Consider the following 13,945-nt stretch of genomic DNA (forward strand, 5'->3'; position numbering starts at 1 on the left):
GAGGGGACACACTCATGAACGCCATTGCAGAACCGACGGCCGCCACCGACATCCGACGCGAAGCACTGCGAATCGACGGCGAGCGCATTCATCGCGACGCGGTGATCGAAGTGCGCAACCCGTACGACGGCGCGCTGGTCGGCACCGTGCCGAAGGCGACGCTGGACGACGTGCGGCGCGCATTCGCCGCCGCGCGTGCGTACCGGCCGACGCTCACGCGCCACGATCGCGCGGCGATCCTGCGCCGCGCGGCCGACATCGTGCGTGCGCGCACCGCCGAGATTGCCGCGCTGATCACCGCCGAGTCCGGCCTGTGCATCAAGGATTCGACGTACGAGGCCGGCCGCGTGGCCGACGTGCTGACGTTCGGCGCCGGCGAAGTGCTGAAGGACGACGGGCAGATCTTCTCGTGCGACCTGACCCCGCACGGCAAGAAGCGCCGCGTGTACACGCAGCGCGACCCGCTGCTCGGTGTGATTTCCGCGATCACGCCGTTCAACCATCCGATGAACCAGGTCGCGCACAAGATCGTGCCGTCGGTCGCGACCAACAACCGGATCGTCGTGAAGCCGTCGGAGAAGGTGCCGCTGTCGTGCTACCTGTTCGCGGACATCCTGTACGAAGCCGGCCTGCCGCCGCAGATGCTGCAGGTGGTGACCGGCGACCCGAAGGAAATCGCCGACGAACTGATCACGAACCCGGCGATCGACCTGATCACGTTCACGGGCGGCGTGTCGATCGGCAAGTCGATCGCGTCGCGCATGGGCTACCGGCGCGCGGTGCTCGAACTCGGCGGCAACGATCCGATCATCGTGATGGAAGACGCCGATCTCGACGAAGCGAGCACGCTCGCGGTGTCGGGTTCGTACAAGAATTCGGGGCAGCGCTGCACCGCGATCAAGCGGATGCTCGTGCACGAGTCGGTAGCCGATCGCTTCACCGAGCTTGTGGTCGAGAAGACGCGCGCGTGGTCGTACGGCAACCCGTCCGATCCGGCAGTGGACATGGGCACGGTGATCGACGAGGCGGCCGCGAAGTTCTGCGAACAGCAGGTGAACGATGCGATCGCGCGCGGCGCGCGGCTGCTGGTCGGCAACGTGCGCGACGGCGCGCTGTATGCGCCGACGGTGATCGACCGCGTGACGCCCGACATGCCGGTCGTGAAATACGAGACCTTCGGCCCGGTGTCGCCGATCATGCGCTTTCGCGACATCGACGACGCGATCCGGATGTCGAACAGCACCGATTATGCGCTGTCGTCGTCGGTCTGCACGAATCGCTTCGACCACATCACGCGCTTCATCACCGAGCTGGAAGTCGGCAGCGTGAACGTGCGCGAGGTGCCCGGCTACCGGCTCGAACTGACGCCGTTCGGCGGCGTGAAGGATTCGGGGCTCGGGTACAAGGAAGGCGTGCAGGAAGCGATGAAGAGCTTCACGAATACGAAGACGTATTCGCTGCCGTGGTAAGTGGGGCATAAGCCGCGCGCACCGGTTTCTCGGCCGGTGCGCGCGTTATTCGATCGGCTCATATCGTTAGCCGATTTGCGTTTTTGCCGGGCCTCGACGCGTCGGTAGAATTCGCGGACCTCTCGAACGGCATGCACGTGCCGCGGGATCATTCCCTCCAATCATTCGGGGTCCGCACCATGAAATTCCTTCGCTCCATCCTGGTCGTCGCAGCGCTGCAGGCCGTTGCGGTCACGAGCGCACTCGCCGCCGACGACCTGTCGCAGATCAAGTCGTCCGGCGTGTTCCGGGTCGGTACCGAAGGCACCTACGCGCCGTTCACGTATCACGACGAAACCGGCAAGCTGACGGGCTTCGACGTCGATATCGCCAGCGCGATCGCGCAGCGTCTCGGCGTGAAGCCGCAGTTCGTCGAAGGCAAGTGGGACGGGCTGATCGCGGGCCTCGACGTGAACCGCTACGACGCGGTCGTCAACGAAGTGTCGATCACCGATGCGCGCAAGGCGAAATACGATTTCTCGACGCCGTACATCACGTCGCACGCGGTGCTGATCGTACGCGCGGACAACACGACGATCCGCTCGTTCGACGACCTCAAGGGCAAGAAATCCGCGAACACGTTGACCAGCAATTTCGGCAAGCTCGCGGCCGCGCACGGCGCGGACGTCGTGCCGGTGCAGGGCTTCAACGAATCGATCGACCTGCTGAGCTCGGGGCGCGTCGACGCGACGATCAACGATTCGCTGTCGTACCTCGATTTCCGCAAGCACAAGCCGGACGCGAAACTGAAGATCGCGGCGACCGACACGGGCGGCGCCGGCGACGCATCGGGCGTGCTGCTGCGCAAGGGCAGCCCCGCGCTGGTGGCCGCGATTGACAAGGCGCTCGCGGACATCAAGGCCGACGGCACGTACGCGAAGATCTCGCAGAAGTATTTCGGCCGCGACGTGTCGCAGCCGTGACGCGAGGCTGAACGATGCCGGCCTGGCTTCACCTGATGGCGGAATCGCTGCGGCCCCTGCTCGTCGCGGGGCTCGTGTTCACGGTACCGCTCACGCTTGCGTCGTTCGCGATCGGCCTGCTGCTCGCCTTCGGCGCGGCGCTCGTGCGGCTGTTCGGGCCGCGCTGTGCGCAGGCCGTCGTGCGTGGCTATATCTGGCTGTTTCGCGGCTCGCCGCTGCTCGTGCAGCTGTTCGTGATTTTCTACGGCCTGCCGAGCGTCGGCATCGTGCTCGATCCGCTGACGGCCGCCGTGATCGGCTTCTCGCTGAACGTCGGCGCGTACAACGCCGAGGTGATCCGCGGCGTGATCGAATCGATCCCGAAGGGGCAGTGGGAAGCCGCATACTCGATGGCGATGACGCGCGCGCAGGCGCTGCGCCGCGCGATCCTGCCGCAAGCCGCGCGCGTTGCGCTGCCGGCCCTGTCGAATTCGTTCATTTCGCTCGTGAAGGACACGTCGCTCGCGGCCGTGCTGACCGTACCGGAAATCTTCCAGGCCGCGCAGCGGATCGCGGCCGTGACCTACGAGCCGATGATTCTCTATACGGAAGCCGCGCTGATCTATCTGCTGCTCAGCTCGGTGCTGTCCACGCTGCAGCGTCGCCTCGAAGCCCGTTTCGGCCGTCACGCGATGTTCCAGGCGGAGTGGCGATGATCCGGCTCGAACGCATCGACAAGTCGTTCGGCGCGCAGCGTGTATTGCACGGGATCGACCTCGCGTTGCAGCCCGGCAGCGTGACCGCGCTGATCGGGCCGTCCGGCAGCGGCAAGAGCACGCTGCTGCGCTGCGTGAACCTGCTCGAAGTGCCCGAGGCGGGCTCGCTGACGGTCGGCGACACGCGTATCGATTTCTCGCCGGCGCACCGGCCGCCGCGCGACGCGGTGTTCGCGGTGCGGCGCCAGACCGGTATGGTGTTCCAGAATTTTCAGCTGTTTCCGCACCTGAGCGTCGTGCAGAACGTGATGGAAGGGCTCGTCACCGTGCAGCGCTGGCCGCGCGAACGGGCGCGCGAACGCGCGCTCGCGCTGCTCGAGAAGGTCGGCATCGCGGACAAGGCCGACGCGTGGCCGGGCACGCTGTCGGGCGGCCAGCAGCAACGCGTCGCGATCGCGCGTGCGCTCGCGCCGTCGCCGCAGGTGCTGCTGTGCGACGAGCCGACGTCGGCGCTCGATCCGGAGCTCTCCGTCGAGGTCGTCGAAGTGCTGCGCCAGCTCGCGCGCGAAGGCACGACGATGCTGATGGCGACGCACGACCTGCGCCTCGCCGCGTCGATCGCGCACGACGCGGTGTTTCTCGCGCAGGGGCGCGTGGTCGAGGCCGGTGCGTCGCGCGACCTGTTCGGCGACCCGCGCGATCCGCGCACCGCGAAGTTCATCTCGACGCTCGCGCAGCGCGTGCCGGTGTTCTGACGCGGCATGCGGTACGGCGGCCGTCAGCCTTGCCCTGCCCCGTCGAGCACTGCCGCGACGATCGCCTCCGGCGCATCTTCCTGCACCAGATGGCCCGCGCGCGGCACCCGGATCAACCGGCCGTTCGCGATGCGATCGGCCAGCGCCTGCCCCTGTTCGAGCGGAATCCACGCGTCGTCCTCGCCCCACACGATGCGCACCGGAAAGTCCGGCGGCGCGTAACGGGCCTCGGCTTCCTCGATGTAGCGCTGGCGCATCTGCGCGATCTGGCGATAGAACGCTGCCTGACCGGCCGGCGTGAGCCACGGTGCGCGGTAGATCGACAGCGCGTCGTCGCTCAGCGGCCGGGCGACCGCATTGCCGAGATAGGCCGACACGAGCGCGTGATGCGCATACGCGGGCAATCCGGTGAATGCGGCTTCGTGCTGCGCGACGTGGCGCACGAACGGCGAACCCTGCGGCGCGATCGCGACCGGATTCACGAGCGTGAGGTCCGCATACGCGATGCCGTCGAGGAAGTGCGCGCGCAGCACGGTCGCGCCGCCGTAGTCGTGCGCGAGCACGCGCGGACGCGAAATGCGCCATGCGTCGAGCAGCGCGCCGAACAGTCCGTTCTGGCGGCCGAGCGACACGTCGGCGTCGGGCATGTCGGATTGACCGTAGCCGAGCAGGTCATAGAAGAACACACGATGACGCCGCGCAAGCCACGGTGCGATCCGGCGCCACACCTGCGACGAGAACGGCGTGCCGTGCACGAGCACGAGCGGGGGGCCTTCGCCGATCGTGCCCCACGCGATCCGGTGACCTTCGAAAATGAAGCGGTTGGCGAGTTCGAGCATCGGTATCTCCGTGCTAACCTGTTTTGGTTGTTAACAGGTTACGCCGGATTTCCCGGGATTGAAACCTATAGGTGGAAATAAATGGTTACTCGACACGCGCCCGTGCCACCTGCGCACGAATGGACGGCAGCCGATTTCGTCGGCGGCCATCCTGCGCTCGACTTCCTCAACACGGTGGCCGACACGGGCAAGACGCGCGATGCGGACAAGCTCGTCGACTGGCCGCACGTGCATGCATGGGCGGAACGAGCGGGGCTGCTGGCGCCGGCCGATCTGGCGCGGCTGCTGCGTCACGCGCGGCAGGACGACGCCGATGCGCTGGCGGCGCTGCACGATTTTCGCGAGGACGCTTACACCGCGGTCGCGTACCTGACGGCCGGAGGCGGCGGCACGGCCGGCGCGCGCGCGGCGCAGCGGCTTGCCGCTGCGATTCGCGACGCGATCGGGCGCAGCGCGTTCGATGCGGTCGACGGCCGCTTCGCGTGGCGGCCCGATGCGCGCGCCGCGTCGCGCTGGGTCGATGCGGCCGCACTCGGCTTCGAGCAACTGCTGCGCAGCGACGATTTCGCGCGCGTGCGGCAGTGCGGCCGGTGCACGTGGTTCTTCGTCGATCGCGGCCGCGGCGTCGGGCGGCGCTGGTGCGACATGCGCACGTGCGGAAATCGCGCGAAGGTAGAGGCGTTCAGGGAGCGGTGACGCGCGCGTCGTCGAGTCAGTGGGCGGCTTCGTGCGGCGGGGGTTCCGGCCACAGCGTCGCGGCGATGAACAGCCCGGCCGCGAGGAACGGCGCGCCGATCGCGAACAGGATGGCCGTGAGGCTCCAGTGATCCCAGAAGCGGTCGACGACTGCGCGCTCCGGTGTGACGGGGTCGTACAGCACGTTGACCGCGTCGCCTTCGCGCAGGCCCGGATGCGACGACGCCGAGCCCTGGGCGAACGTGACCTGGCGTCCGCTGTCGGTCGTGAAGGCGACGATCGCCGAATACGGCGACGTGCGCGAGCGGGACGTGCGCGCGGTTTGGGCGATCTCGACGACATGGCCGGTCGAGCGCGCGTAGTGATGGACGATCTGCCACTGACGCAGGCCGGCCGCGCCGGCGCCGGCGACGAAGCCCGTGCCGATCGCGATCGGAATCAGCACGATCGCGATGTCCCAGCGGCCGCGCGCGCGCTTGCGGGCGGGGTGGGCGGGGTGGGCCGGCGGCGGCGCGGATGCGCGGCGGCGGCGCGCGCTGCCGATCAGGAGGCCGCCGATCGAGAACGCGACGATCGCGAACAGCGCCGACACGGCGGCCGGCAGCCAGCGCTGCGCGAAATCGTCGATCAGCGCGGGGCGTTCGGGGTGACGGGGGTCGAGCCATATCTCGACGTTCTCGCCGATGTCGTAGGCGGGGACGGGCGAGGCGGTATTGCCGGCGACTTCGCGGCGCTGGCCGTCGTTCGCGAGATACGCGACGATCGGCCGATACGCGCGCAGCGCGTCGCTGTCCTGCACGATGCGTACGACCGTGCCCGGCGTACGGACCAGCTGACCGGTCGCCTGGCTGGCCGTGACGGCGAGCATGCCGGCCAGCACGAGCAACACGACGCCCAGCACCATCGCGACGAGCGCGTCCTTACCCGGCATGGCCTGAGCCAGTTCGTGCGTCGCACGGCGGATGTCGGCGTGATCGGGGGAGCGGCTCGTCGCGACGGACTGGCCGATGCCGGCGCGACCTGGCTCTCCGAACGGTCGCGTCTCGATTACATGCTTCCATGTCTGACGTCCCATGTTCTCTCAGTGCCGGCGGGCAAGCGGCAGTGCCTGCGCCGGTCGTGTGATATTTGTCGGACGATTCTAGCGGAAACCGTGCGCAACATGCGCGTTGTGGCGCGTGGCGACAGGATCTGCGCCGCGAGGGTGGTGTGGGGTAACGAGAAGGCCGGTCGGTTTTCGCCGGCTGGCCTTTGGGATGCGTGATGGGTTTGGGGCTGGATAGGGAAGGGCGGTTCCCGAGGAATCGCTTCGTGTGAATGTTCAGCAGCGACTGGTAGAGCAATGGCGATGTATTGTCGGCAATCGCGGTGGAACTGCCGAATGGGACGCGGTGAGGGAGGTGGCCGGAAAGATCGGGGCGGGAGCGTCGCGTGACGCCGTGCGCTGATGGAGGCGCCGCCTACAGAGCCCTGCCGACGCAATCGACCGGAACGAAAGACTCCGGACAAAGGAAAAAGCCCGGTCAGCTTTCGCTGACCGGGCTTCGAAATTCCTGGTGGGGCGTGAGTGACTCGAACACTCGACCTACGGATTAAGAGTCCGCTGCTCTACCAACTGAGCTAACGCCCCCAACAGAAGAAAGATTATGCACGGGTATTTCGACCTTGGCAAGCCTTTTCTGCGAATTTCGTCGAAATATTTCGACGCGACAACGGCGGCTGTCGGCAGGATGACGAGCGATCGCAGTTGGCCCGCTCCCGGTATGATGACGTCCAACTGTTGCGCGGCGGTCGCGCAACGTTTTCTGGACATTCGAAGATGGACGAAAACGCAGTCCGCGAATTGCTGGATCGCCTGCTGGCCCCGTGGGTCCGCTCGCTGGGTCTGGTCCCCGTGTCGATCGGCGACGACAGCGTCACGCTGCGCCTGCCGTTTTCCGGCGAGTTCCGCCATTCGGGCGGCATCATCTGCGGGCAGGTGTTCACGGCGGCCGCCGATACCGCGATGGTGGTCGCGATCTCGGCCGCGCTCGGCGAATTCCGGCCGATGACGACGGTATCGCTGAACACGAACTTCATGCGCCCCGTGCGCAAGGGCGACGTGCTCGTCACCGCGCGCGTGCTGCGGATGGGGCGCAACCTCGTGTTCGGCGAAGTCGAGCTGTTCGACGAGGACGGCAAGATGGCCGTCCACGCGACGTCGACCTACGCGCTCGTCAGCTGAGCAGCGCGATGTTCGACCAGATCGTCTTCGCGGGCGGCGGCAACCGCTGCTGGTGGCAGGCCGGCTTCTGGGACGTCGCGCAGCCGGCCCTCGACCTGCGCCCGCGCGTGATCACCGGCATCTCGGCCGGCGCGGCGACTGCCTGCATGTTGTATACACGCGATGCCGCATGGGTGATGCGCTATTACGAAGAGGCGCTGCGCCACAACCGCAAGAACGCGTACTGGGGCAACCTGTTCGGCCGCGAGCCCGTGTTTCCGCACTACCGGATCTACCGTCAGGCGCTGCTCGACATCTACGGCGAGCCGTTCGCGAAGCTCGCGACGGCGCCGGAGATCCGCATCGGCGTGTCGCACGTGCCGCGCTGGCTCGGCGCGCGCAGCGCGGTCGCGGCCGGCCTCGTCGCGTACAACATCGAGAAGTACGTGCGCAAGACGCTGCATCCGACGCTCGGGCGCACGCTCGGTTTCCGGCCCGAATTCGTGCGGGCGCAGGCCTGCACGCAAGTCGACGAACTCGCCGACCTGATCCTGCAGTCGTCGTGCACGCCGCCGTTCACGCCGGTATTGCGGCGCGGCGGTCGGCCGGTGCTTGACGGCGGAATGGTCGACAACGTGCCGGTCGACGCGCTCGACCCGACGCCCGGCGACGTTCTGGTGCTGGTCACGCGGCTGTATCCGCGCCCGCAGATGTTCACGGTCGCGCATGGCGAGCAGCGGCGGCTGTACGTGCAGCCGTCGAGCAAGGTGCCGATTTCGAGCTGGGATTACACGAGCCCGTCGCAGATGCGGCATGCATACGATCTCGGGCGGCGCGACGGCGAGCATTTCCTCACGCGCGTCGGCGCGATGACGGGCAGCCGCGTGGCCGCCTGAAGACGGGAGTCGGGAAGCGGGGCCGCGCGCGCGGCCCGCAGCGCTCAGCGCACGCGGCGCGGCGCCAGCGCTTCCGGGTTGGCGACGCTCGACATGTCGCCCTGGTCGAACGCCAGAATGTTGCGGAATGCCGCGCTGAAGTAGAGCTCGTAGCTTTCGCGCTCGACGTAGCCGATGTGCGGCGTGCAGATCACGTTTTCCATCCGCAGCAGGCTGTAGCCCTGCAGGATCGGCTCGCTTTCGAACACGTCGATCGCGACCATCCCCGGACGGTTGTGCGACAGCGCGTTGACGAGCGCGTTTTCCTCGAGCAGCTCGGCGCGGCTCGTGTTGACGAGCAGCGACGTCGGCTTCATCCGCATCAGGTCTTCCTGTTTCACGATCCCGCGCGTGTCGTCGTGCAGGCGCAGGTGCAGCGACAGCACGTCGCTCTGCTCGAACAGCGCTTCGCGGCTGTCGGCAGCCGTGTAGCCGTCGGCGCGCGCGGCCTCCAGCGAATGCTCGCGGCCCCAGATCAGCACGTTCATCCCGAACGCCTTGCCGTAGCCGGCGACGAGCCGGCCGATCTTGCCGTAGCCCCAGATGCCGAGCGTCTGGCCGCGCAGCACCTGACCGAGACCGAAGTTCGGCGGCATCGCCGACGTCTTCAGGCCCGACTGCTGCCACGCGCCCTGCTTCAGGTTCGCGACGTACTGCGGAATGCGGCGCTGCGCGGCCATCACGAGCGCCCAGGTCAGCTCTGCCGGGGCGACCGGCGAACCCGTACCTTCGAGCACCGCGATGCCGCGTTCGGTACATGCTTCGAGATCGATGTGGCTGGAAATACGACCGGTCTGGCTGATCATGCGCAGGTTCGGCAGCTTGGCGAGCAGTTGCGACGAAATCGGCGTCCGTTCGCGAATCAGCACGAGCGCCTCGACTTCCGCCAGACGGCTCGCGAGTTGTCCCAACCCGCGCACCGTATTGTTGAAGACCTTCACGTCGTGGTCGGCAAGCATGTCGAAGCAGTTCAGCTTGCGGACGGCGTCCTGGTAGTCGTCGAGGATGGCAATTTTCATGGTGAGCGGGTGTCGCACGTTGAAAGCGGCGGCGGTCGCGGCGGCGCACGTTGCGCGCCCGTCCCGCCCGGCCGGGGCCGACATGATGCTACGCCGGCCGCCTTTTTGGTGTCTTTTTAACAGGTTGTTACGCTCCGCCGCAATCGGCGGCAGCCTGACCCGGTGCCGCTCGCGCGACGTGCGCAGGGGTGCGCTGTTGTGTCGCATCAAATACGTCCTTCCTGATTCGGCCGCTTCCTCGACGAGGTTCACCCAATTGTTGCTCCAATCAGAATAATTGGATCAACTATCCGCATAAGCCGAGGATTTTTGACTATTTTTATCGTCAACCGGCCCCTTGTTGAGCAACTCTGCATCATTTCCGCTGTCGTAGGAGAATTACGCATTTGCTTCATCTTTTTGAAGTTGTAACAGCGGCAGGAGTCGTTTATGGATCATTTGCAGTCGATGCGTGTATTCGTCAAGGTTGCAGATCTCGGCAGTTTCGCGCGGGCCGCGAGTGCAATGGATATCTCCAACGCGGTCGCGACGCGTCACGTCGCCGATCTGGAAGGCCGGCTCGGCACGCGTTTGCTGAACCGCACCACGCGCAGCCTTTCCCTGACGGAGTCGGGCCAGGTCTATCTGGAGCGTGCTCGCCAGATCCTCGATGAACTCGAGGACGTCGAGCAGATGGTCGTCGCGCGCAATCACGAGCCGGTCGGCACGCTGCGCATCGTCGCGCCGGTGGTGTTCGGGCTCCATAACCTCGCGCCCGTGTTGCAGTCGTACACCGAGAATTTCCCGAAAGTGGTGCCGGATCTCACGCTGGTCGACCGGCAGGTCGATCTGGTCGAGGAAGGCTTCGACGTCGGTATCGTCGTCACGCGCCAGATGCGCAGCGCGAGCATCGTCACGCGGCGCCTGACCACCGGCTGCATGACCGTCTGCGCGACGCCGAGCTATCTGGAGAAGCACGGCGTGCCGACTCATCCGGAGCATCTTGCCGAGCACCCGAGCCTGAGCCTGCCGACCGAATACTGGGGCGACGAGCGCGTGTTCACGGGGCCGGACGGCGAAGTGCGCGTGCGCCCGACCAACGTGATCGTCGCGAACAACACCGCGATGCTGCGCCAGTTCGCGCTGCTCGGGATGGGCGTCGCGATCCTGCCGAGCTACCTGATCGGCGGCGACATCGCGCGCGGCGCGCTCGTGCGGCTGCTGCCGGATTTCCGGCTGCCGCAGGTCGAAATCAACATCGCTTACCCGAGCCGGCGCCATCTGCCCGCGAAGGTGCGCACGTTCATCGACCACCTCGTCGAGCATTTCAGCCACTCGACCGACGCGACGATGGGCGAGCAATGGGCCGCGCAGGGTTCCGCGCTCGCGCCGATCGGTGTCGAGACGCGTGCCGAGCAGCCGGAATCGGCCGACCCGAACCTGTCGCCGCGCCTGCCGCGTTCGCCGCGCACGCGCGTTGCGGTACCGTCGCCGCTGTAACGGCGCGACGCCCGCGCGGCGGTTGCCGCCGCCGGCACAAAGAAAAACGCGGATCGAGCAATCGATCCGCGTTTTTTTACGGCTGCGCGCCGGCGCCTGGCGTGGCCGGGGAGAACCCCGGCTGCCGGAGCGTTACGAGCCCGTCTTGCGCGCCGTCGTCTTGCGGGCGGCAGTCTTGCGAGCCGGTGCCGGTTTCTCTTCGGCGCCTTCCGTCACGGTTTCCGTATCCTTCGTCGCCGATTTCGCCGTCTTCTTCGCGGCGGCGGCCTTCGGCTCCTTCTTCTCGAATTCGAAGCCGATCTTGCCGTCCGGCTGCTTGACGAGGAATGCCTTGAAGTTGCGGCCCGTCCGCGACGACTTGAAGTTCGGCAGCAGATCCGTGCGGCCGTCGGCAAGCAGCTTGCCCATCTGTTCGCGCGTGATTTCCTGCTGCAGGATCACCTTGCCCGAGCGGAAGTCGCAGGTCTTCGGGTTCGCGACCGAGTGCTCGCAGACGTAGCTCATCCCGTGCTCGAACACGCGGCCCTTGCACTTCGGGCACGCACCGACCGGCTCCTGCGCGGAGAAGTCGGGCGCCTCGCCTTCCTCGCCGCCCGTATCCTGGCCGAAATCGAATTCGAGCTTGTAGTTCTTCGTCTCGTCGTCGAACGACAGCTTGAGGATCGCCGAGAACGGGCGGCCCATCTTGCTGCGGAAGCCGGACAGCGGGCCGATCGTCTTCTCCCGCAGCAGCTCCTCGACTTCCGCGATCTCGAACTGCCGGCTGCCCGGGATCTTCGAGATCGAGAACTCGCACTTCGTGCACGCGAAGCGGCGGTAGTTTTCCTTCACCTGGCCGCCGCAGTTCGGGCACGGCGTCTCGAGCGTCGCGTAATCGCCGGGGATCGTGTCGGAATCGTATTCCTTCGCGCGCTTGACGATCTGCTGAGTCATGCGGGCGATTTCCTGCATGAACGCTTCGCGCCCGAGGTTGCCGCGCTCCATCTGCGACAGCTTGTATTCCCATTCGCCGGTGAGCTCGGGCGCGGTGAGTTCCTTCACGCCGAGCCCGCGCAGCAGCGTCATCAACTGGAATGCCTTCGCGGTCGGGATCAGTTCGCGGCCTTCGCGCACCAGGTATTTCTCGCCGAGCAGGCCTTCGATGATCGCCGCGCGCGTGGCCGGCGTGCCGAGGCCCTTCGCGGCCATCGCCTCGCGCAGTTCGTCGTCCTCGACGAGCTTGCCCGCGCCTTCCATCGCGGACAGCAGCGTCGCTTCCGAGTAGCGTGCGGGCGGCTTCGTGACGAGCGCGACGGCGGCGATTTCGTCCGTCTTCACCTTCTCGTTCTTCTGCACCGGCACGAGGTTCGCATCCGCGCCTTCGGCGTCGCGGCCGTACACCTGCAGCCAGCCCGGCTCGACGAGCACCTTGCCTTCGGTCTTGAAGTGATGACCGGCGACTTCGGTGATCCGCGTCGTGACGCGGAATTCGGCAGCCGGGAAGAACACCGCGAGGAAGCGCTTAACGACCATGTCGTACAGCTTCTGCTCCGGCTCGGACAGCGACTTCGGCGCCTGCAGCGTCGGGATGATTGCAAAGTGGTCGCTGATTTTCGAGTTGTCGAAGATCCGCTTGTTCGGCTTCACCCAGCCCTTGTCGAGCACCTGCTTCGCATGCGGCAGGTAGTTGTGGCTCTCCTTGAGCATCTCGAGCGTGGACTGCACCGTCGCCAGGTAATCCTCCGGCAGCGCGCGCGCGTCGGTACGCGGGTAGGTCAGCACCTTGTGCTTTTCATACAGCGCCTGCGCGAGACCGAGCGTGTTCTTCGCGGAGAAGCCGAAGCGGCTGTTCGCTTCGCGCTGCAGGCTCGTCAGGTCGAACAGCAGCGGCGACAGTTGCGTCGACGGCTTCGATTCCTCCGAGACCGTACCGACCTGGTCGCGGCACGCGGCGACGATCGTTTCGGCAGCCGGCAGGCTCCACAGGCGCGAGTCGCGCTTTTCCGGATCGAATTCGTCGCGCTTGAATTTCGGGTCGAACCACTTGCCTTCGTAGAAGCCGCCCGCGCACGCGAATTCGGCCTTCACTTCCCAGTAGTCGCGCGGGACGAAGCGGCGGATTTTCTCTTCACGTTCGACGACGATCGACAACGTTGGCGTCTGAACGCGGCCAACCGTCGTCAGGAAGAAGCCGCCGCCCTTGCTGTTGAACGCGGTCATCGCGCGGGTGCCGTTGATCCCGACGAGCCAGTCGGCCTCCGAGCGGCAGCGGGCGGCGTCGGCAAGCGGCTGCATGTCGGTGTCGCTGCGCAGGTTCGCGAAACCGTCGCGGATCGCCTGCGGAGTCATCGACTGCAGCCACAGGCGCTGGACCGGCTGCTTCGCTTTCGCGTGCTGCGCGATCAGGCGGAAAATCAGTTCGCCCTCGCGCCCCGCGTCACATGCGTTGATCAGGCGGTCGACGTCCTTGCGCTTCATCAGCTTCGTGAGCACTTTCAGGCGCGACTCGCTTTTTGCGATCGGGTTCAGGTCGAAATGCGGGGGGATGACGGGCAGATGCGCGAAGCTCCATTTCCCGCGCTTGACCTCGTATTCTTCCGGGGCGGCGATTTCCAGCAGGTGGCCGACAGCGGACGAAAGGACGAAATCGTCGCTCTCGTAATACTCGTCATGCTTGGTAAAGCCGCCCAAAGCGCGTGCGATGTCGTTCGCGACAGAAGGCTTTTCCGCAATGATCAGTGCTTTGGACATGACAGGTGTGTGTTGGTAGACCGGGTTCGCCGGTGTGGGTCCCTTTTACGACCGCTTTATAGCACACGCCGAAGCGACGGCGGCCCAGCGTGTAAAAAGCGGCTCATCATAGAGGGGGGGCGCAACGGCGGCAAGCGCCCGGCGCGGCGGCGCGTGCAAACGC

Annotated in this window: 12 protein-coding genes and 1 tRNA gene; 8 read left to right on the forward strand and 5 right to left on the reverse strand. The window is 66.4% G+C overall.

Annotated elements, in window-relative coordinates; all coding sequences use genetic code 11:
- Positions 1 to 14 precede the first annotated feature (14 nt).
- The 4 genes from phnY (at position 15) to HWX08_RS17805 (ending at position 3,881) form a co-directional block, all read left to right on the forward strand.
- Positions 15 to 1,469 (forward strand): phosphonoacetaldehyde dehydrogenase, encoded by a 1,455-nt coding sequence (phnY, locus tag HWX08_RS17790; RefSeq protein WP_174921896.1) that lies wholly within the window; start codon positions 15 to 17, stop codon positions 1,467 to 1,469.
- 179 nt (positions 1,470 to 1,648) lie between these two features.
- Positions 1,649 to 2,431, forward strand: a complete 783-nt coding sequence (locus HWX08_RS17795) for an amino acid ABC transporter substrate-binding protein (protein WP_069258097.1) — start codon at positions 1,649 to 1,651, stop codon at positions 2,429 to 2,431.
- Positions 2,432 to 2,445: 14 nt separating this feature from the next.
- The gene (locus HWX08_RS17800; protein WP_174921895.1) at positions 2,446 to 3,126 is read left to right on the forward strand and encodes an amino acid ABC transporter permease; all 681 of its coding nucleotides are present in this window, start codon (positions 2,446 to 2,448) and stop codon (positions 3,124 to 3,126) included.
- On the forward strand, positions 3,123 to 3,881 hold the full coding sequence (locus HWX08_RS17805; protein WP_069258096.1) for an amino acid ABC transporter ATP-binding protein: 759 nt from the start codon (positions 3,123 to 3,125) through the stop codon (positions 3,879 to 3,881). The genes HWX08_RS17800 and HWX08_RS17805 overlap by 4 nt, the downstream gene beginning before the upstream one ends.
- Positions 3,882 to 3,904: 23 nt before the next feature.
- On the opposite strand, the gene HWX08_RS17810 is transcribed toward HWX08_RS17805, so the two are convergent.
- Positions 3,905 to 4,720: an alpha/beta fold hydrolase gene (locus HWX08_RS17810; protein WP_174921894.1), complete on the reverse strand. Its 816-nt coding sequence runs from the start codon at positions 4,718 to 4,720 to the stop codon at positions 3,905 to 3,907.
- 81 nt (positions 4,721 to 4,801) lie between these two features.
- On the opposite strand from HWX08_RS17810, the gene HWX08_RS17815 reads away from it, so the two are divergent.
- Positions 4,802 to 5,416 carry a CGNR zinc finger domain-containing protein gene (locus tag HWX08_RS17815; RefSeq protein ID WP_174921893.1) on the forward strand — a complete coding sequence of 205 codons (615 nt, stop codon included), beginning with the start codon at positions 4,802 to 4,804 and terminating at the stop codon, positions 5,414 to 5,416.
- A 16-nt stretch (positions 5,417 to 5,432) separates the two neighbouring features.
- Here HWX08_RS17815 and HWX08_RS17820 read toward each other — a convergent pair whose 3' ends face one another.
- Both HWX08_RS17820 and HWX08_RS17825 read right to left on the reverse strand, forming a co-directional pair.
- Positions 5,433 to 6,491 carry a DUF3592 domain-containing protein gene (locus HWX08_RS17820; protein ID WP_174921892.1) on the reverse strand — a complete coding sequence of 353 codons (1,059 nt, stop codon included), beginning with the start codon at positions 6,489 to 6,491 and terminating at the stop codon, positions 5,433 to 5,435.
- Positions 6,492 to 6,970: 479 nt separating this feature from the next.
- A tRNA-Lys gene (locus HWX08_RS17825) sits at positions 6,971 to 7,046 on the reverse strand.
- Positions 7,047 to 7,235: 189 nt separating this feature from the next.
- Between HWX08_RS17825 and HWX08_RS17830 the strand changes: the two genes are divergently transcribed.
- Both HWX08_RS17830 and HWX08_RS17835 read left to right on the forward strand, forming a co-directional pair.
- Positions 7,236 to 7,640 (forward strand): PaaI family thioesterase, encoded by a 405-nt coding sequence (locus HWX08_RS17830; protein ID WP_006477449.1) that lies wholly within the window; start codon positions 7,236 to 7,238, stop codon positions 7,638 to 7,640.
- An 8-nt stretch (positions 7,641 to 7,648) separates the two neighbouring features.
- On the forward strand, positions 7,649 to 8,515 hold the full coding sequence (locus HWX08_RS17835; RefSeq protein WP_174921891.1) for a patatin-like phospholipase family protein: 867 nt from the start codon (positions 7,649 to 7,651) through the stop codon (positions 8,513 to 8,515).
- Between the two features lie 44 nt (positions 8,516 to 8,559).
- Here HWX08_RS17835 and HWX08_RS17840 read toward each other — a convergent pair whose 3' ends face one another.
- Complete coding sequence (locus tag HWX08_RS17840; RefSeq protein WP_069257870.1) at positions 8,560 to 9,573, reverse strand: D-2-hydroxyacid dehydrogenase family protein; 1,014 nt, start codon at positions 9,571 to 9,573, stop codon at positions 8,560 to 8,562.
- A 429-nt stretch (positions 9,574 to 10,002) separates the two neighbouring features.
- Between HWX08_RS17840 and HWX08_RS17845 the strand changes: the two genes are divergently transcribed.
- The gene (locus tag HWX08_RS17845) at positions 10,003 to 11,052 is read left to right on the forward strand and encodes a LysR family transcriptional regulator (RefSeq protein WP_069257869.1); all 1,050 of its coding nucleotides are present in this window, start codon (positions 10,003 to 10,005) and stop codon (positions 11,050 to 11,052) included.
- Between the two features lie 132 nt (positions 11,053 to 11,184).
- Here HWX08_RS17845 and HWX08_RS17850 read toward each other — a convergent pair whose 3' ends face one another.
- Positions 11,185 to 13,782 carry a DNA topoisomerase III gene (locus HWX08_RS17850; RefSeq protein ID WP_069257868.1) on the reverse strand — a complete coding sequence of 866 codons (2,598 nt, stop codon included), beginning with the start codon at positions 13,780 to 13,782 and terminating at the stop codon, positions 11,185 to 11,187.
- Positions 13,783 to 13,945: the final 163 nt, after the last annotated feature.

Source organism: Burkholderia metallica, assembly GCF_902832845.1.
Taxonomy (GTDB): domain Bacteria; phylum Pseudomonadota; class Gammaproteobacteria; order Burkholderiales; family Burkholderiaceae; genus Burkholderia; species Burkholderia metallica.